The 17,669-nt window shown below is 66.5% G+C and carries 16 protein-coding genes and 1 tRNA gene; 9 read left to right on the top strand and 8 right to left on the bottom strand.

Going from position 1 to position 17,669, the window contains the following annotated elements; translation table 11 throughout:
- The first annotated feature begins 16 nt into the window (after positions 1 to 16).
- The 7 genes from ASD22_RS11240 (at position 17) to ASD22_RS11210 (ending at position 10,560) form a co-directional block, all read left to right on the top strand.
- On the top strand, positions 17 to 1,144 hold the full coding sequence (locus ASD22_RS11240; protein WP_056083110.1) for a LysM peptidoglycan-binding domain-containing protein: 1,128 nt from the start codon (positions 17 to 19) through the stop codon (positions 1,142 to 1,144).
- 93 nt (positions 1,145 to 1,237) lie between these two features.
- Positions 1,238 to 2,374 carry a DNA-processing protein DprA gene (gene dprA, locus ASD22_RS11235; RefSeq protein ID WP_056083109.1) on the top strand — a complete coding sequence of 379 codons (1,137 nt, stop codon included), beginning with the start codon at positions 1,238 to 1,240 and terminating at the stop codon, positions 2,372 to 2,374.
- Positions 2,375 to 2,485: 111 nt separating this feature from the next.
- On the top strand, positions 2,486 to 5,002 hold the full coding sequence (locus ASD22_RS11230; protein WP_056083106.1) for a DNA topoisomerase I: 2,517 nt from the start codon (positions 2,486 to 2,488) through the stop codon (positions 5,000 to 5,002).
- Positions 5,003 to 5,575 (top strand): Sua5/YciO/YrdC/YwlC family protein, encoded by a 573-nt coding sequence (locus tag ASD22_RS11225; RefSeq protein ID WP_056083103.1) that lies wholly within the window; start codon positions 5,003 to 5,005, stop codon positions 5,573 to 5,575.
- Positions 5,576 to 5,655: 80 nt separating this feature from the next.
- The gene (locus ASD22_RS11220) at positions 5,656 to 7,044 is read left to right on the top strand and encodes an AMP-binding protein (RefSeq protein WP_056083101.1); all 1,389 of its coding nucleotides are present in this window, start codon (positions 5,656 to 5,658) and stop codon (positions 7,042 to 7,044) included.
- A gap of 80 nt (positions 7,045 to 7,124) precedes the next feature.
- Positions 7,125 to 8,408, top strand: coding sequence for a phosphoribosylamine--glycine ligase (gene purD, locus ASD22_RS11215; protein ID WP_056083098.1), 1,284 nt, complete (start codon positions 7,125 to 7,127; stop codon positions 8,406 to 8,408).
- Positions 8,409 to 8,685: 277 nt separating this feature from the next.
- The gene (locus ASD22_RS11210; RefSeq protein WP_056083096.1) at positions 8,686 to 10,560 is read left to right on the top strand and encodes an MFS transporter; all 1,875 of its coding nucleotides are present in this window, start codon (positions 8,686 to 8,688) and stop codon (positions 10,558 to 10,560) included.
- Positions 10,561 to 10,654: 94 nt separating this feature from the next.
- On the opposite strand, the gene ASD22_RS11205 is transcribed toward ASD22_RS11210, so the two are convergent.
- The 8 genes from ASD22_RS11205 to ASD22_RS11170 form a co-directional block, all read right to left on the bottom strand.
- A complete protein-coding gene (locus ASD22_RS11205; protein WP_056083093.1) occupies positions 10,655 to 11,524 on the bottom strand; it encodes a beta-lactamase induction protein in 870 nt (289 codons plus the stop codon).
- A 115-nt stretch (positions 11,525 to 11,639) separates the two neighbouring features.
- The gene (nudC, locus tag ASD22_RS11200; RefSeq protein ID WP_056083090.1) at positions 11,640 to 12,611 is read right to left on the bottom strand and encodes an NAD(+) diphosphatase; all 972 of its coding nucleotides are present in this window, start codon (positions 12,609 to 12,611) and stop codon (positions 11,640 to 11,642) included.
- A gap of 14 nt (positions 12,612 to 12,625) precedes the next feature.
- Positions 12,626 to 12,994 carry an iron-sulfur cluster insertion protein ErpA gene (gene erpA, locus ASD22_RS11195; RefSeq protein WP_007082339.1) on the bottom strand — a complete coding sequence of 123 codons (369 nt, stop codon included), beginning with the start codon at positions 12,992 to 12,994 and terminating at the stop codon, positions 12,626 to 12,628.
- Positions 12,995 to 13,097: 103 nt separating this feature from the next.
- Positions 13,098 to 13,529 carry a polymer-forming cytoskeletal protein gene (locus ASD22_RS11190; protein WP_056083088.1) on the bottom strand — a complete coding sequence of 144 codons (432 nt, stop codon included), beginning with the start codon at positions 13,527 to 13,529 and terminating at the stop codon, positions 13,098 to 13,100.
- On the bottom strand, positions 13,516 to 14,262 hold the full coding sequence (locus tag ASD22_RS11185; RefSeq protein ID WP_056083085.1) for a DUF6776 family protein: 747 nt from the start codon (positions 14,260 to 14,262) through the stop codon (positions 13,516 to 13,518). The genes ASD22_RS11190 and ASD22_RS11185 overlap by 14 nt, the downstream gene beginning before the upstream one ends.
- A 106-nt stretch (positions 14,263 to 14,368) precedes the next feature.
- A complete protein-coding gene (bfr, locus tag ASD22_RS11180) occupies positions 14,369 to 14,839 on the bottom strand; it encodes a bacterioferritin (RefSeq protein ID WP_007082342.1) in 471 nt (156 codons plus the stop codon).
- Positions 14,840 to 14,964: 125 nt separating this feature from the next.
- Positions 14,965 to 15,162: a (2Fe-2S)-binding protein gene (locus tag ASD22_RS11175; RefSeq protein ID WP_007082343.1), complete on the bottom strand. Its 198-nt coding sequence runs from the start codon at positions 15,160 to 15,162 to the stop codon at positions 14,965 to 14,967.
- Positions 15,163 to 15,220: 58 nt separating this feature from the next.
- Positions 15,221 to 15,775: an RNA pyrophosphohydrolase gene (locus ASD22_RS11170; RefSeq protein ID WP_056083082.1), complete on the bottom strand. Its 555-nt coding sequence runs from the start codon at positions 15,773 to 15,775 to the stop codon at positions 15,221 to 15,223.
- A 173-nt stretch (positions 15,776 to 15,948) separates the two neighbouring features.
- Here ASD22_RS11170 and ASD22_RS11165 point away from each other — a divergent pair.
- Together ASD22_RS11165 and ASD22_RS11160 are read left to right on the top strand one after the other, a co-directional pair.
- Positions 15,949 to 16,025, top strand: a tRNA-Met gene (locus ASD22_RS11165).
- A gap of 84 nt (positions 16,026 to 16,109) precedes the next feature.
- On the top strand, positions 16,110 to 17,669 hold the full coding sequence (locus ASD22_RS11160) for a site-specific integrase (protein ID WP_082520231.1): 1,560 nt from the start codon (positions 16,110 to 16,112) through the stop codon (positions 17,667 to 17,669).

Here is a 17,669-nt window from a genome sequence, read left to right as displayed (position 1 = left end):
AGGGGGATTCCCAACAATGATCAAAAAAACCATCGTCCTGCTGGCCGGCTTGCTGGTAACCGTGGCCGTCTACGCAGCAGGCGCGCAACTGCGCACCGATCATCCCGACAATTACACCGTGCGCAGTGGCGACACGCTGTGGGATATCTCCGCCCGTTTCCTGGTCAAGCCCTGGCTGTGGCCGGAAATCTGGCAGGCCAATCCGCAGGTGCGCAACCCCCACCTGATCTATCCGGGTGACGTGCTCAACCTGTCCTTCATCAACGGCCCGTCGCTGCGCCTGCAGCCCAGCGTGCATCGTGAAGGCGACGCGGTGCCGGCTATCCCGTTGTCGGAACTGCGCACCTTCCTGAAAGACCTGCGCGTGATGAATTCGAACGAGGTCAGCTCCGCGCCCTACGTGGTGGGGCTGGAGGAAAACCGGCTGCGCGGCGCGGTAGGCCAGAACATCTACGTTCGTGGCCTGCAGGCCACGCCGGGCCAGCGTTGGGCCATCGTGCGGCCCAGCCACGTCTTCCGCGGTTTCGAGCAGGACGACCCGGGCGACGCCGACAGCCGCATTTTCGCGCATGAGCTGGACAGCAACGCGGCGATGGTCAACGCGCCGTGGCGCGAGGATTCCCGCCACGACGGCCAGATGGGCCGCGGCCAGGACATGGGCGTGGAAGTGACCGTGATCGGCACCGCTGAAACCCTGCGCACGGGCGATCCGTCCACCTTGCTGCTGCTCGACTCCACCCGCGAGATCCGCAGCGGCGACCGCGTGCTGCCGATCGACGACGCGCCGTACGACCCCTACTTCTACCCGCATCCGCCCAAGTCCATTGCCCAGGACTCCCACGTGATCGGCTTCGCCGATGCGCTGGACGCGGTGGGTTCGCGCCAGGTGGTGGCGCTGTCGGTCGGTGCGAAGGATGGCGTGGACAACGGCCAGACCTTCTCGATCTACCGCCCCGGCGAGAACATCCATGACGACGTGGCCAGCAGCAGCTGGCGCCGTGGCGTGGGTTCCCGCGTCACCCTGCCGGACGAATTCGTGGGCCACGTGATGGTGTTCCGCACCTTCGACCGGGTCAGCTACGGCCTGGTGATGGACAGCCTGCGGCCGGTGCACAAGAACGACAAGCTGGCGATGCCGGAGTAGTCCCGGCGGCGAAACCCGGCGACATTGCCTGACACCACGGCGCGGCTACCACCGCGCCGTGATTGTTTGGGGTGACTGCGTAAACTTCGGGGCATGGACGAAACACACGAATTGCGCGCCTGGCTTACCGCCCTGCGCACGCCGGGCCTGGGGCCGGGCGGCTTGCGCGAGCGGCTCGACGCCACCGATGGCGACATCGATGCCGTACTGCGAAACCTGCATCGCCACCGAACCGCGCTGGGCGATGAAGCCCGGGCCTGGCTGGATGCGCCCGACGAGGCGCGGCTGGCTGCCGACATCGCCTGGCTGGCCGAGCCGGATCACCACCTGTTGCGCTGTACCGACGTGGATTTCCCGCCGCAACTGGAAAACATCCCGCAGCCGCCCGCGGCCCTGTTCGTGGCCGGCAATCCGGGCCTCGCCTTGCTGCCGCAAGTGGCGATCGTCGGCGCGCGCAGCGCCAGCGTGGCGGGCATGGCCCACGCCAGTGCGTTTGCCCGGGCGCTGGCGCAGGCCGGGTTCGCCATCACCAGCGGCATGGCCGACGGCATCGATGGCGCCGCCCACACGGCCGCGCTGGATGCCGGCGCCAGCACGCTGGCGGTGATCGGCACCGGGCCCGACCGGGTCTATCCGCGCAAGCACCATGGATTGGCCCGGCGCATCGCCGCGCAGGGCGCGTTGATCAGCGAATTCCCACCAGGTACCGGCGCCCGCGCCGACCACTTTCCGCGGCGCAACCGCATCATCGCCGGCTTGTCGCTGGGCACGCTGGTGGTCGAGGCGGGCCTGCGTTCCGGCTCGCTGATCACCGCCCGGCTGGCCGGCGAGCAAGGGCGCGAGGTGTTCGCCCTGCCCGGCTCCATCCACAACCCGCTGGCCCGCGGTTGCCATCGGCTGATCCGCGACGGCGCCCGGCTGGTGGAAACGGCCGCCGAAATTATCGAGACATTGACGCCGGCAGCGCGCATGCTTGGCGGCGAGTTGGCCGCGCGGCTGGGCAGCACGGACGTGGCCGCCAGCGTTGGCGATGCCGCTTCGGTAGCACCTGACGATCCGGCATATCGCGACTTATGCGGGGCGCTCGGTCATGATCCGGCGACGTTGGACGAACTTGTGCAGCGTACGGGTCAGACGGCGTCGGCGCTTTCCTCGATGCTGCTGATGCTGGAATTGCAGGGACGCGTCGAGACGCTGCCCGGCAATCGCTACCAGCAACTGCCGGGCTGAACGCGCGGCCGGCGTGATTTGGCTTGACAGTCGCCCGCCCGGCGTGGTTTCAACTATATATATGCGCCCGTCGCCCAGCGGCGGTCTTTACGTTTGTGGAAATCCAGCTTCATGGCAAAAAACCTGCTCATCGTCGAATCGCCGGCCAAGGCCAAGACGATCAACAAATACCTCGGCAAGGACTTCCAGGTCCTGGCCTCCTACGGCCACGTGCGTGACCTGCGACCGAAGGAGGGCGCGGTCGACACCGAACACGGCTTCGCCATGGCCTACGAGGTGATCGAGCGCAACGAGAAGCATGTCGACGCCATCGCCAAGGCAGCCAAGCTGGCCGACGACATCTATCTGGCGACCGACTTGGATCGCGAAGGCGAGGCGATCAGCTGGCACATCAGCGAGATCCTCAACGAGCGTGGCCTGACCAAGGGCAAGCAGTTGCACCGGGTGGTGTTCTCCGAGATCACGCCCAAGGCGATCAAGGCCGCGGTGGCCGCGCCGCGGCAGTTGTCGCACGACCTGGTCGATGCGCAGCAGGCGCGCCGGGCGCTGGATTACCTGGTCGGCTTCAACCTGTCGCCGGTGCTGTGGCGCAAGGTGCAGCGCGGGCTTTCCGCCGGCCGCGTGCAGTCGCCGGCGCTGCGCATGATCGTGGAGCGCGAGGAGGAGATCGAGGCGTTCAAGGCGCGCGAATACTGGACCATCGAAGCCCAGCTCAAGCATGCCGAGGGTGATTTCAGCGCCCGCCTGTCGCGCCTCAACGGCAAGAAATTCGAGCAGTTCGACCTCACCAACGAGGCCGATGCGCAGGCCGCCCGCGACGCGCTGAAACAGGCCGCGCGCGGTCGCCTCACCGTCAGCGACGTCAGCTCCAAGGAGCGCAAGCGCCGTCCGGCCGCGCCGTTCACCACCTCCACCCTGCAGCAGGAGGCCGCGCGCAAGCTCGGCTTCACCACCAGCCGCACGATGAAGGTGGCGCAGGGCCTGTACGAAGGCGTGGCGCTGGGCGACGAGGGCAACGTGGGCCTGATCACCTACATGCGTACCGACTCCACCATGCTCGGCGACGACGCGCTGGCCGAACTGCGCCAGCTGATCGCCCGCGACTTCGGCGCCAAGGCCTTGCCCGACGCGCCGCAGGTGTACAAGACCAAGTCGAAGAACGCGCAGGAAGCGCATGAGGCGATCCGTCCCACCTCGGCGATGTACACGCCCAAAGCCGTGTCGGCGTACCTCAACGACGACCAGCGCAAGCTGTACGAGCTGATCTGGAAGCGCACCGTGGCCTGCCAGATGATCCACGCCACATTGAATACCGTGTCGGTGGAATTCGCGCTGCCGCATGTGGAAGGTGGCGATGCCTCGTTCCGCGCCAGCGGCACCACGGTGGTCGATCCGGGTTTCCTGGCCGTGTACGAGGAAGGCAGCGACCAGAAGAAGGCCGACGACGACGACGAAGGCCGGCGCCTGCCGCGGCTGGAAAAAGGCGAGGCGGTGCCGCTGCACGAGATCGCCGCCGATCAGCATTTCACCGAGCCGCCGCCGCGCTACTCCGAAGCCAGCCTGGTCAAGGCGCTGGAAGAGCACGGCATCGGCCGGCCGTCCACCTACGCCAGCATCATCCAGGTGTTGCAGAACCGGGAATACGTGTTCCTCGACAGCCGCCGCTTCAAGCCCAGCGATGTCGGCCGCGCGGTCAGCAAATTCCTGACCCAGCACTTCACCCAGTACGTCGACTACGACTTCACCGCCAAGATGGAAGACGAGCTGGACGCGGTCAGCCGTGGCGAGGAAGCCTGGGTGCCGCTGATGGAGCGCTTCTGGGTGCCGTTCAAGCAGCAGGTGGACGAGAAAACCGAATCGGTCGATCGCAGCGAGGCCACCGGCGCGCGCGAGCTGGGCACCGATCCGAAAACCGGCAAGCCGGTGTCGGTGCGGCTGGGCCGCTTCGGGCCGTACGCGGCCATCGGCACCAAGGACGACGAGGAAAAGCCCACCTTCGCCAGCCTGCGCCCCGGCCAGAGCATGCACACCATCACCCTGGCCGACGCGCTGGAGCTGTTCAAGCTGCCGCGCCAACTGGGCACCGCGCCGAACGGTGACGAGGTCAGCGTGGCGATCGGCCGTTTCGGGCCGTTCGTGAAGCAGGGCAGCACCTACGCCTCGCTCAAGGCCGAGGATGATCCGTACACCATCGAGCTGCCCCGTGCGCTGCAGGTGGTGGCCGAGAAACTGGAGATGCTGGCCAACCGCCTGATCCTCGACTTCGGCAATGGCGTGCAGGTGCTGAACGGTCGCTATGGCCCCTACATCACCGACGGCGAAAAGAACGCGCGGATCCCGAAGGACCAGGAACCCAAGACGCTGACCGAAGCCCAATGCCTCGAACTGCTGGCCGCCGCGCCGGTGAAGAAAGGCCGCTTCGGCAAGAAGACGGCCGCCAAGAAAGTGGCCGCCAAAAAGGCGCCGGCCGCGAAAAAGGCCGCCGTGAAAAAGGTCGCCAGCAAGAAGACGGCTGCCAGGAAATCTGCGACCAAGAAGACGGCTACCAAGAAAACCGCGGCGAAGAAAACCGCGGCACGCAAGACGCCAGCCAAATCCTCCGGCACCTCGGGTGCGGGCGAGGCCTGAGTGTTGCAGCGCTTTGCCGGGAGCCAGGTCGATGCCGCCGCCGCGCTGCTGCGTGACGGTGGCGTGCTGGCGTATCCAACTGAAGCGGTGTTCGGCCTGGGCTGCGACCCGCGCAACCGGATGGCGTTCGAACGCCTGTTTGCGCTGAAACAGCGGCCGCCCACGCAAGGCGTGCTGTTGATCGCGGCGGACTTCGCGCAGGTGGAGTGCTACATCGACCGCGCTGCCGTCCCTGCTGACGTGCTGGCCCAGGTGCAGGCCAGCTGGCCGGGGCCGCATACCTGGATTCTTCCGCGCGCCGCCGACATTCCCGTGTGGATCGCCGGCGCGCACGCCGGCATCGCCTTGCGCGTGACGGCCCACGCACCGGCAGCAGCCTTGTGCCGCGCCTACGGCGGCGCTCTGGTTTCCACCAGCGCCAACCCGCACGGCAGCGCACCGGCTCGCACGGCGGATACGGTAGCCAGCTATTTCGGCGACGCACTGGACGGGCTGCTGGACGCGCCGCTGGGACAGCAGGACCGCCCCACGACCATCCGCGACGCCCTCACCGGCGCCACTGTTCGGCACTGAGCCGCCGCGCAATAATTCGCCGCTGAACCGTCCGCACGGAAGCACCTGCCGATCGGCGGGATGCCACAGGAGAACCCCGCTTGGCCATTGTCTACGACACATTCCAGCAGGAGGCGCCCAGCCGGCTGCCCCTGCTGTTCGCCACTGCCGCCGATCGCACGGTGGCCTGGCGCGATGGCGCCGCGGTCAGTGCCGCCCAATTCCTGGGCCACGTGCGGCAGGTGGCGGCGCAGCTGCCGGCCACCGCGGCGACGGTCAACCTGTGTGAGGATCGTTACGCGTTCCTGGTGGCGTTCTGCGCCATCGTGCTGCGCGGCCAGACCAACCTGCTGCCCTCCTCGCGCGCGCCGCAGGCGGTGGACGAGGTGATGGCCGCGCATCCCGGTTGCCATGTGCTGGGCGACCTGCCGCTGGACGTGGCGCCGCCGCGCTACCAGAGGATGTCGCCACTGGAGGCCATGGTCGAAAGCAGCGACTTCGTGTTGCCATTGATCGATGCCGACCAGGTGGTGGCGATCGGCTACACCTCCGGCTCCACCGGTGCGCCCAGCGCCAACCGGAAAACCTGGCGCAGCTTCCACGCCAGCACCGCCGGCAACCTGCAGATGCTGCGCGCCGAGCTGGGCCAGCGGTTCGAGGTTGTTGCCACGGTGCCGCCGCAGCACATGTACGGCATCGAGATGTCGGTGCTGCTGCCCTTGCTGGGCGACATCGGCATCCATGCCGGGCGGCCGTTCTTTCCCGCCGACGTGGCGGCGGCGCTGGCGGAGGTGCCCGCGCCACGCGTGCTGGTGACCACGCCCGTGCACCTGCGCGCCCTGGTCGACTCGGGCATCGCGCTGCCGCCGCTGGCGGCGATGGTGTCGGCCACGGCGCCGCTGTCGCGCGAACTGGCGTTGGCCGCCGAGCAGCGTTTCGGCGCGCCCTTGCTGGAGGTGTTCGGTTCCACCGAGACCTGCGTGTTCGCCAGCCGCCGCGCCAGCGTGCAGGAGGAGTGGTCGCTGTTCGACGGCGTGCAGTTGCACCCGCAGCCGGACGGCACCCTGGTCGACGCGCCACAGCTCGATGATGCGGTGGCGCTGGCCGACCTGGTCAGCCTGCACGATGGAGGTCGGCGTTTCCGTTTGCGCGGTCGTCGTGCGGACCTGCTGGAAATTGCCGGCAAGCGCGCCTCGCTGGCCGATCTCACCCGCCGCCTGCTGGCCATCCCCGGCGTGCGCGACGGCGTGATGCTGCAACTGGACGACGCCGACACCATCGGCGTGCGCCGCATCGCGGCCGTGGTGGTGGCGCCGGAGCTGGACGAGCACATGATCCTCGATGCACTGCGCCGCGCGATCGACCCATTGTTCCTGCCGCGACCGCTGCGGCTGGTGGACGCGCTGCCGCGCAACGAAACCGGAAAATTGCCGCGCGCCGCGTTGCTGGCGCTGCTGCAAACGGCCGGCGAAGGCCATTCGCCAAACTGACCGCGCCGACGTCCAGGGCGCAGCGTGCCCTACAATGCGCGACGGCGCCGCGCCGGCGCGCATCTGTATCGGAGCAGTACATGAAGGTTCTCGTCATCGGCGGCGGCGGTCGCGAACACGCGCTGGCGTGGAAGCTGAAGCAATCGCCGCGGGTCAGCGAAGTGATCGTGGCGCCCGGCAACGCCGGCACCGCCCGCGAGCCGGGCGTGCGCAACGCCGACGTGGCCGTGACCGATCTCGATGGCCTGCTGAAACTGGCCCGTGACGAAGGCATCGCGCTGACCGTGGTGGGCCCCGAAGTGCCGCTGGTGGCCGGCGTGGTCGACCGCTTCCGCGATGCGGGCCTGCGCATCTACGGGCCGCGCGCCATCGCCGCGCAACTGGAAGGCTCCAAGGCGTTCGCCAAGGATTTCCTGCAGCGGCACAACATTCCCACCGCCTACTACGCGGTGTTCACCGAGCTGGAGCCGGCGCTGGCGTACGTGCGCAAGCATGGCGCGCCGATCGTGATCAAGGCCGACGGCCTGGCCGCCGGCAAGGGCGTGGTGGTGGCGCTGACCCAGGCCGATGCCGAGCTGGCCCTGCACGACATGCTGGGCGCGCACAGCTTCGGCGACGCCTCCGCCCGCGTGGTGATCGAGGAATTCCTGGACGGCGAAGAAGCCAGCTACATCGTGATGAGCGACGGCAGCCACGCCCTGCCGATGGCCTCCAGCCAGGACCACAAGCGTCGCGACGAAGGCGATATGGGCCCCAACACCGGCGGCATGGGCGCGTATTCGCCCGCGCCGGTGGTTACGCCGGAAGTCGAGCAGCGCATCCTGAAGGAAGTGATCGAACCCACCCTGCGCGGCATGGCGCTGGAAGGTGCACCGTTCATCGGCTTCCTGTACGCGGGGCTGATGATCGACAAGCAGGGCAATCCCAAGGTCATCGAATACAACGTGCGCTTCGGCGACCCGGAAACTCAGCCGATCCTGATGCGGCTGAAATCGGACATGGTGGGCCTGATCGACGCCGCGCTGGATGGCCGTCTGAATGAAGTCAGCGCGCGCTGGGACCGCCGCCCCGCCATCGGCGTGGTACTGGCTGCCGCAGGCTATCCGGCGCGGGTGCGCAGCGGCGACGTTATCGATGGGCTGGAGGCTACCGCCGCGCCCGACGTCAAGGTTTTCCACGCCGGCACCAAACTCGACCCACAAGGCCGCGCGATCACCGCCGGCGGCCGCGTGCTCACCGTCTGCGCACTCGGCAACGACCTTGCCGCCGCCCGCACACACGCCTACGCTGCCATCGAGAAAATCCACTACGAAGGCGCGTTCCATCGCCGCGACATCGCGCACCGGGCGTTGCACCGCGATTGAGCCTGCGCTGGGCCTGCGGGCGGGTCGTACTGCATTGGTGTTGGGGTTCTGGAGGGAGATCGATTGTGTGGCGAAAAGCGCCCCCATCCGCCCTGCCGGGCACCTTCCCCCGTTGCACGGGGGAAGGGAGCGATCGGACCCCTCGAAAAACAGCCAGCTTCCTTCCCCCGCTCTGCGGGGGAAGGTGCCCGACAGGGCGGATGAGGGCGCTCTTGTCCCAGACTCAAGATAACGTCAGAAAGCACCCGACACCCCCACCCACCTGCCATGGATTCGCATGAGCCAATTCGCATTGCTGGGCAAGCGTCGCTTCGCACCGTTCTTCTGGACGCAGGCGCTGGGGGCGTTCAACGACAACGCGTTCCGCAATGCGCTGCTGATGCTGGTGGCGTTCCAGATGGGGCTGGGCGACTACACCGTGTCGCTGTACACGAACTTCGCGCCGGCCTTGTTCATCATCCCGTTCTTCCTGTTCTCGGCCACGGCCGGGCAGCTGGCGGAGAAGTTCGAGAAGACGCGCATCATCCGCTGGGTGAAGTTGTTCGAGATCGCGGCGATGGTGGTCGCGGCGATCGGTTTCTATACCCATCACCTCTCGCTGCTGCTGGTGGTGTTGTTCATGATGGGCATGCACTCGACCGTGTTCGGGCCGATCAAGTACGCGATCCTGCCGCAGGCACTGAAGCCGGCTGAACTGGTCGGCGGCAATGGCCTGGTGGAGATGGGCACCCAGCTGGCGATCCTGATCGGCATGATCGCGGGCAATGCCCTGATGCTGGTGGCCGGCGTGGGCCCGTTGCTGGCGTCGGGCGCCACCATCGCGGTGGCGGTGGCGGGGTATCTGGTCAGCCGCAGGATTCCCGCCGCGCCGGCCACCGCGCCCGATCTGAAATTCAACTGGAACCCGTTCAGTGAAACGGCGCGCGTGCTGCGCATCACGCGCGCGGATCGCGCCGTGTGGAACGCGGTGTTGGGCATCTCGTGGTTCTGGTTTTTCGGCACCGTGCTGATCGCGCAATTGCCCAACTACACGCGCGAAACGCTGGGTGGCGACGGTTCGGTGAATACGCTGGTGCTGACCCTGTTCTCGGTCGGCAGCGGCATCGGCGCGCTGCTGTGCGAGCGGCTGTCGGGCAAGCGGGTGGAGATCGGGCTGGTGCCGCTGGGCGCGTTCGGGCTCACCGTGTTCGGCGTGGATCTGTATTTCGCGCGACACGGCATGGCGGCGGTGCGCGGTGTGGATTGGCTGACCTTCCTGCACGGCGCGGGGAGCTGGCGCATCGCGCTGGACCTCACCCTGATCGGCGTGTTTGCCGGTTTCTACGTGGTGCCGCTGTTCGCCTTTGTGCAGGCGCGGGCGCCGCGCGAAAAGCTGTCGCGCATCATCGCCGGCAACAACATCGTCAACGCCTTGCTGATCGTGCTGGCGGCGGGGTTCGGGCTGGGGCTGGGGGCGCTCGGTCTGGATGCGTCGCAGATTTTCCTGGCCGCCGCGCTGCTCAACATCGCGGTGGCCGCCTACATCTTCACCCTGGTGCCCGAGTTCCTGATGCGCTTCATCACCTGGGTGCTGGTGAACACGCTGTACCGGGTGCGTGCCGACGGTTTGCAGCACATTCCCGAGGACGGCCCGGTGCTGCTGGTGTGCAACCATGTCAGTTACATGGATCCGCTGCTGCTGATGGCGAACCTGCGGCGGCCGGTGCGGTTTGTCATGTACTACAAGATCTTCAAGATCCCGCTCATGAGCTTCGTCTTCCGCACCGCCAAGGCGATTCCCATTGCGGGTTACAAAGAGGATGCGGCGGTGCTGCAGCAAGCCTACGACGCCATCGACGACGCGCTGGCGGCGGGCGAAGTGGTGTGTATCTTCCCCGAAGGCGGCTTGACCGGCGATGGCCAGATCGCGCCGTTCCGACCGGGCGTGGAGAAAATACTGGCGCGTCGCCCGGTGACAGTCGTACCGCTGGCGCTGCGTGGCCTGTGGGGCAGCGTGTGGAGTCGGCGCGATTCAAGGCTGCACCGCGCGCGCCTGCCGCGCCGCTTCCGGGCGCGGGTGGAACTGGTCGCTGGTGCACCGCTGGAGCCGATTGAAGCCAGCGCCGAAGCACTGGAAGCACGCGTCAACGAACTACGCGGCGATCTGGCGTAGCAGGCCTGCGCGGCGACGCTCTCCGAATCCCGAATCCCGAATCCCGAATCCCGGCTTCCAACAGCCGAACGGCTGGTCATCCCGAATCCCGGCCTCAGGCCACCCAGCCGCCGATCACCACCAACGCCACCACGCTGAGCCACGCCAGCAAGGCGCGCAGCAAAGCGCTGCGCAAACGCACCAGCTCGGCCAGCGGGTCGGTGCGATCCTCGGCGTAGCCGTCGCCGCCCTCGATGTCGCTGATCGCATCGGCGCGGGCGGCCGCACCGAGAAAGCCCGGCCCCACGCTGTACCAGCTGTTGGTGGCGGCCTGGGCGTGCCAGCGCTGCCATGCGCCGATCACGGCCTCCCAATGACCGACCACCGCCAGGGTCAGGGTCAGCAATTGCGCCGGCAGCCAGTCCAGCGCATTGGCCACATGCCGCGCGCTGACCGCGCTGGCGTCGTCCAGTTGCAGCGAACGATCACGCCCCAGCGTCTGCGCCAGCCGGTACGCCAGCGCGCCCACTGGGCCGAACAGGAAAAACCAGAACAGCACGCCGAAGCGCCGGCGCAAGGCCGCGTACGCCACCGCTTCGCCCAGCGCCGCGGCCTGCCAGGTCACCGTCTCGCCATCCTCGGTCAGCGCCTGCGCCGTGGCTTCGCGCTGCAGCCCGTCGGGCGCCTGCACGATCGCTTCCAGGTCCGCCTCGAATTCGCGCGGGCCGAACGCATACAGCAGCACCGCCAGTGCAAACAGCATCTGCCACAGTTCAGCCAGCGGCAGCCGCCCAAGCAGCCAGGCCACCGCGGCGCAAAGCACCAGCGGCAACAGCAGCGCCAGCGCCACACGCCCCACGCCACTGGTGTCGCCCAGTTGCCGCACCCATCGGCGAAACGGCCGGTCGCCACCCCAGCGGGCCAGCTGCGGCCGCAGATGGAGCAGACCAAGGGCGATGAGGACGATGAGCAGGCTGATGGCCATGACAAACACTCGCGGACGAATGGCACACATTGTAAGCGAGGGACGATCCGCCGTCTGGACGGCTGAAACTTCAACGCGTGTCGTCAGCCGCGTTGCGGATTCGAGTGAGCAGGATCTACCGCCCGGCCGCGGCGACCAGGTCGTCCAGATCCATGCCGCCGCGCCGTTCCAGCCAGTGCGCCAGCAACCGGTAGGACACCGACAGCGGCGGTGAGGGCAGGAAGCTGCCGTCCGCCAGCGCGTCGGCGATCTGTTGCGGAGTGAACCAGCGCGCTTCCTCCAGCTCGTGATCGCGCATGGCAATCTCGCGTGAATGCGCGGTGGCGGTGAAGCCCACCATCAGCGAGGCGGGCATCGGCCACGGCTGCGAGGAGTGGTAGTGCACCTCGTCCACGAGCACGCCCGATTCCTCGGCCACTTCGCGCCGCACCGCGTCCTCCAGGGTTTCGCCCGGTTCGACGAAGCCGGCCAGCGTCGAATAGCGGCCCACCGGCCAGCCGGCTTGCCGCCCCAGCAGGCAGGCGCCGTCGTGTTCGACGATCACGATGATCGCCGCGTCGGTGCGCGGGAAATGCATGCGTGCGCACGAGGCGTTGCTGCACTGCGCACGGTGACCGGCACTGACCAGGCGCAGCGTTGCGCCGCAACGACCGCAGTAACGGGTCTCGCGTTGCCAGTGCACCAGCCCCTTGGCGTAGGCGAACAAGGCTGCTTCTTCGATCGGCAGCTGCAGCGCCGAGTGGCGCAGGCTGGCGAAAGGCGCCCCCAGCGAAACCGCCAGCGCGCTGGTGCGGGCGGCGTCATCCAGCGCCAGCACGAAATGCGGGCGCCCGTCGATCAGGCCGAGCAGGCTGGCGGGTACGTCGCCCAGTCGTTGTTCGCGCTCGGTGACGTCGAGCCAGCGCAGGGCCTGGCGGTCGCGTTGCAGCAGGGTATCGCCGGCGGCGTCGAGCAGCAGGTAACGCGCGTCGCCGGATCGGGCCTGTGCGTCGATCCAGGCGTGGTCGTCGCGCCGCTCGGCCACCCGGTCCAGCACCAGGCTGAGCCCGGCAAAGGTGTTGGGTGGCGGCGTGCTGGCCCGGTCCATGCGAGGTGGGCCGTTCAGGCGGAGAACGACGACCCGCAGCCGCAGGTGGTCTTGGCGTTCGGGTTGCTGATGACGAACTGCGCGCCGCTGAGGTTCTCGGCGTAATCGATCTGCGCGCCGGTGAGGTATTGCAGCGACAACGGATCGCACAGCAGGGTCACGCCCTCGCGCTCGACCGCCAGGTCATCCTCGGCCTGGGCCTCGTCGAAGGTGAAGCCGTACTGGAAACCCGAGCAGCCGCCGCCGGAAATGTAGACGCGCAGCTTCAGGTCGGGGTTGCCCTCTTCGGCGATCAACTCATGCGCCTTGCTGGCGGCCGCCGCGGTGAACAGCAGCGGCGCACTGGCGCTGCGGTAATCGGGAATGGCGACGAAAGTGTTCATGACGTTCCAGATGGGGTCGTTGCGGGACGGTACAAGCATACCCGCGACGGCCTCCGCCTCCATGAACGCGGGTGGCGCGCGAGGCACCATCGCGCTCGCCGGCTCAGGCGGATACGGCTTCTTCTGCTTCGGCGGGCGCCGGCAATTCGTGCGGCGCGGTGGCTTCCCCGCCGTCGCCCTCGCGGCTGATGCTGCCGTTGATCTGGGCGCCGGCGGCCATTTCCAGCGTGTGATAACGCAGGTTGCCGTCGATGCGCGCCTGCGCCGACAGCTCCAGCCGGGTGGTCACCCACACGTCGCCGGTGACATGGCCGTTGAGAATCGCGTGCGGCACGCGGATCTCTCCGTCGACCTGGCCGTGCTCGCTGAGCGTGAACATCGCATCCTCGCCCTCGGCCACGATGGTGCCCTCGACGCGGCCATCGAGGTGCAGCGCGCCGCGGAAGCAGAGGTCGCCGCGGATCACGGTGCCGCGGGCGATCAGGCTGGTGTCGTCGCTGGCTTGGTGGCGTTCTCGGCGCTTACGGTTGAGCATCGTTGTCTCCCAGGACGGTATTGATGTTGCCGCTGAGCGCGTCGCTCCAGGCGACGCTGCGAACAATGGCGGGCTGGCCTTCGGGCTGAATATGCAGGCGCAGCCGCGTGGGACGGAAATCGGCCGGCAGCACCAGGGTGCCGCGCAGCTGCTGGAAATACTGGAACTTGAACGGAATGCCGGCCTTCTGGTCGGCGTCACCCAGGGCTGCCCAATCCAGCCGGGTGACCTTGTCGCCGCGCAATCCCTCCACGCTGACCGTGACGGCGCCGCTGATGTCGCTGCCGCGGCGGGTGTTCTGCGACAGGCTCAGGCCGATGTCCCAGCCGTGCGACCCGGCAATGGGCCGCAGCCGCACACCCTGCACCTGCAGCCCCGCGCGCTGGCCTTCGCCGCCGACCAGGCGGGAATAGAAGCCGAGGTCGGCGCGCAGGCTGCTGAGCTCGGTTTCGCGCTGGGTCAGCGTATTTCGCAGGGAGCGGGTGGCTACCTCGTTCACCCGCGCGGCGCTTTCGAGGTTGGCGAGTTGTTGTTTCAGCTGCTCGATCTGCGCGTTCAACGCCCGCTGCTGGCGGTGGTCGACACTGGCGGGCGCGTCGTGCGACGTCAGCCATGCCACCAGCGCACCGGCCAGCACCACGCTGCCGAGCCAGGCCAGGCCCAGCCAGAATCCCCGATAACGCCGCTCGCGATGCGGCCGCACCACGAAGCGCGGTGGTGGTCGTGAGGCCATGTGACTCCCCCGGCAAACCCAAGGTATAGCGTCGCCACGGCGAGGCGGTCAAGGTTGGCCGCCTGGCGGCGCTCCGGAAAAGCGCCACAGGTCACAACGATGGGCTTCAGCTTTGCATCTTGCTCTGCAGGTAGCGCTCGGCGCCGATGTCGCGCACCAGGCTGAACTGCGTCTCCAGCCAGTCGATGTGCTCTTCCTCGTCATGCAGGATGTTCTTGAACAGGTCGCGGCTGATGTAGTCGGCAATGCCTTCGCTGTACGCGATCGCCTCGCGCAGATCCTTCACCGCGGCCAGCTCCAGATCCAGGTCGCCCTGCATCGATTCCAGCGCGTTCTCGCCGATGCGCAGCTTGCCAAGATGCTGCAGGTTCGGCAGCCCGTCGAGAAACAGGATCCGCTCGATCAGGTGATCGGCGTGCTTCATTTCCTCGATCGATTCCTTGTACTCGTGCTCGGCCAGCTCGGTGTAGCCCCAGTCCTTGAGCATGCGGAAGTGCAGGAAATACTGATTGATCGCGGTCAATTCGTTGTAGAGCACCTTGTTCAGGAACTCGATGACCTTGGCATCACCCTTCATGGCAGTTCTCCGTTGACGACCCGCCGACTATACAAAGGTCATCGGCAGCGGGGCGAAACGCGAACGGGAATGGTTTGCCGATGCATCGCAGCGATGCGGCAAACGCGTGTCGCAAGAAGAGGGTTTCAGGCAGCGACGAGCGGCAGCGGAAACGGCACCTGGGTCAGCGCCTGCTGCAGGATGGCGCGGGCCTCCGGCTCGCAGCAGCCGCAGCAATCGGAACAACCCGTGCGGGCCTGCAGCTCGGCGAACGTGCGCACGCCATCGGCCACCTCGCGGCGGATGTCATGGTCGGTAACGGCGTTGCACATGCAGACGTACATGGCGCGTATAAGAACGCGAATGCGAATGATTGTCAACAACAAAAGGTGAGCATGACGCTCAGGCCACCTTGCGACCGCCCTGTGGCGGCGTTGGCGCGGTGCTTTCGCGCGGCGGCGCGGTGCCCAGATCCACCTGGAACAGGCCTTCCACCAGCGGCGCGAACTGCCGCAGGGCACGTTCGTAGACCTGCCGCTTGAAGTTCACCACATGCGCCGCCGGGTACCAGAAATCGACCCAGCGCCAGATGTCGAACTCGGGCTTCTCGCCCGCATCCAGCTTCAACGCCTCCTCGCCACCCACCAGCTTCAGCAGAAACCAGACCTGCTTCTGGCCGATGCACGTGGGACGCTGGTGATGCCGCACGTAGCGGCCCGGCAAGCGATAACGCAGCCAGCCATGCGTGGCGCTGACCACCTCGACATCGTGCTCGGAAAGACCCGTCTCCTCCTCCAGCTCGCGGTACATCGCCTCCAGCGGCGTCTCGTCGCTGCGCATGCCGCCCTGGGGAAACTGCCAGCCATCGCGATTGACCCGGCGCGCCCAGAACAGCTGGCCGTCTGCATTCAGCAGAACAATGCCCACGTTGGGTCGATAACCATCAGCGTCAATCATCTCGCGTCCTCGGATCACGCGGCGCAGCGCCGCACGGGACCGTACCCGTCACGTCGATTCAAGCACGGCGCGCGAAGCCACGGCAAGCTCAAGGCTTGAACAGACGAGTCCAGACGACTAAACTGCCGCGCCCCACCCGTGATCGTTCTGATCCCCCGCGGCGGGTTCCCAATGGCTATGTAGCTCAGCTGGTTAGAGCACAGCACTCATAATGCTGGGGTCGGTGGTTCGAGTCCACCCATAGCCACCAGTCCCGTCTAAATCATTGATCGGACAATACATCCTAGCGTTTCTGCACTGTTTTGGCGTACTGCTACGATGAGTGTTACGAGAAATGCTACGACGACGAGGGAAGGTATTCACTTCCAGGATGTTTGTGCCGGCGGATCTGCAGCGACAGCTGCGCCGTGCAGAGATCATTCGGAGTTTGCGAACGACAGATGCGAGCGAGGCGCTTCGTCGCCAGTCGCTTTGGGAATCTCATGTCGGCATCCTGTTCAACCATGTGCGAAGACGCGGGCGTTCAATGAAACCAGAGGAACTGGAAACGCTGACACAGCGTTACCTCGCGACCTCGTTCGACGAGATTGAAGATCGCCTCGCTCTGGACGGTTGGAGTTCCGGTGGCCTTGAGATTCACTCCTCGCAAATCAACGAACGCTGTCACGAGCTCTCAGATGCCTTGGCGGAAGCCGATGTGTCGTTGGCAATCGACCTTGCCGCCGAGATGGCTCCACAGGCTGATGAGCAGGCACGTCGCAAGCTCGCGCGGCGCCTGATCGAGGTTCAATTACAGGCGGGAGTAGCTGAGATAAAGGCGATTGCTGGTGAGCCTTTGAGGCGCCCAGAGGTAGCCCAGAGAGCTCATGTGGTTGCAGTGCCGAAGCCGAGTCCGAATGTCTCCGAAATGGCTGCACTGTATGCCGAGGAGCGCATCGCACAAAACCGCTGGTCAGCGAAGACTGCCAAGCAGGGCGAAACGATCTTCAAGTTGATTGCCGACCTTCTTGGTGACCCAGCTATTGGAGAAGTCACCAAGCATGACATCCGCCAGCTCGGGCTCGACATCACGCGGCTGCCAGCCAATATGACCAAGCGGTATCGAGGCCTGGCCGTCGCAGAGGTGCTGGCCGCGACAGGCAGTGATGTCAACGTGGCACGCCTCGAATCACGTAGCGTCAACAAGCACTATCAGCACGTCCGTACTCTGTTCGCTTGGGCGGCGGAGCACGACCACATTGCACAGAATCCGGCACACGTCCTCCATGATGTTGAGGAGGGGCGTGCCCAGGACGCGCGCAAGGCCTTCGACGACAGTGACATCACCGCGTTCTTCGCCGAGATCGAAAAGAAGGCCAAGGAGCCCTACGGAACTTGGATTCCACGGATCATGGCCTACACCGGCTGCCGGATGGGCGAGGCTGCCCAACTGCGCAAGGTCGACGTGCGTATGGAGCTGGGCGTGGCGGTGTTCGACTTCAACGAGGACTCGGAGCAGAAGAACCTGAAGACGGATGGAAGCAAGCGGAAAGTTCCGATCCATCCGCGGCTTATTGAGCTCGGTCTAATGGACTTCGTTTCGGCCTGCGACCAGGAGTTTCTCTTTCCGGAGCGCGTTCGGTTCACTGCGAACCCTGCACGGGGCAACATGGACCTGTTGTCGAAACAGCTCAATCGCTGGCTACGAAGTGCTGGCGTTATCGACAGGCGCAAATCGGTGCAGAGCTTTCGGGGGACCTTTGCGACGCGGCTGAAGGATTTGGGGGTCGCCGAGTACCACATTGCCGAGGTGGTCGGCCACGAGAACGACAACATCACGTCTGGCAGATATGGCAAACGTACTAATCTGGCCGCGCTACATAATGTTGTCACCAAGTTGCAGCTACCGGTTTGA

Origin of the sequence: Rhodanobacter sp. Root480 (assembly GCF_001426645.1) — a bacterium.
Classification (GTDB): Bacteria; Pseudomonadota; Gammaproteobacteria; order Xanthomonadales; family Rhodanobacteraceae; genus Rhodanobacter; species Rhodanobacter ginsenosidimutans.
Note: the sequence above shows the minus strand (reverse complement) of the source record. Positions and strands in the feature narration are given on the sequence as shown.

Coding starts and splice junctions, on each gene's coding strand:
- dprA (WP_056083109.1), top strand. CDS start 1,238: ATGGACGAAACACACGAATTGCGCGCCTGGCTTACCGCCCTGCGCACG.
- nudC (WP_056083090.1), bottom strand. CDS start 12,611: ATGGACCGGGCCAGCACGCCGCCACCCAACACCTTTGCCGGGCTCAGC.
- erpA (WP_007082339.1), bottom strand. CDS start 12,994: ATGAACACTTTCGTCGCCATTCCCGATTACCGCAGCGCCAGTGCGCCG.
- ASD22_RS11160 (WP_082520231.1), top strand. CDS start 16,110: ATGCTACGACGACGAGGGAAGGTATTCACTTCCAGGATGTTTGTGCCG.
- ASD22_RS11190 (WP_056083088.1), bottom strand. CDS start 13,529: ATGCTCAACCGTAAGCGCCGAGAACGCCACCAAGCCAGCGACGACACC.
- ASD22_RS11205 (WP_056083093.1), bottom strand. CDS start 11,524: ATGGCCATCAGCCTGCTCATCGTCCTCATCGCCCTTGGTCTGCTCCAT.
- ASD22_RS11175 (WP_007082343.1), bottom strand. CDS start 15,162: ATGTACGTCTGCATGTGCAACGCCGTTACCGACCATGACATCCGCCGC.
- ASD22_RS11240 (WP_056083110.1), top strand. CDS start 17: ATGATCAAAAAAACCATCGTCCTGCTGGCCGGCTTGCTGGTAACCGTG.
- purD (WP_056083098.1), top strand. CDS start 7,125: ATGAAGGTTCTCGTCATCGGCGGCGGCGGTCGCGAACACGCGCTGGCG.
- ASD22_RS11210 (WP_056083096.1), top strand. CDS start 8,686: ATGAGCCAATTCGCATTGCTGGGCAAGCGTCGCTTCGCACCGTTCTTC.
- ASD22_RS11230 (WP_056083106.1), top strand. CDS start 2,486: ATGGCAAAAAACCTGCTCATCGTCGAATCGCCGGCCAAGGCCAAGACG.
- ASD22_RS11185 (WP_056083085.1), bottom strand. CDS start 14,262: ATGGCCTCACGACCACCACCGCGCTTCGTGGTGCGGCCGCATCGCGAG.
- bfr (WP_007082342.1), bottom strand. CDS start 14,839: ATGAAGGGTGATGCCAAGGTCATCGAGTTCCTGAACAAGGTGCTCTAC.
- ASD22_RS11170 (WP_056083082.1), bottom strand. CDS start 15,775: ATGATTGACGCTGATGGTTATCGACCCAACGTGGGCATTGTTCTGCTG.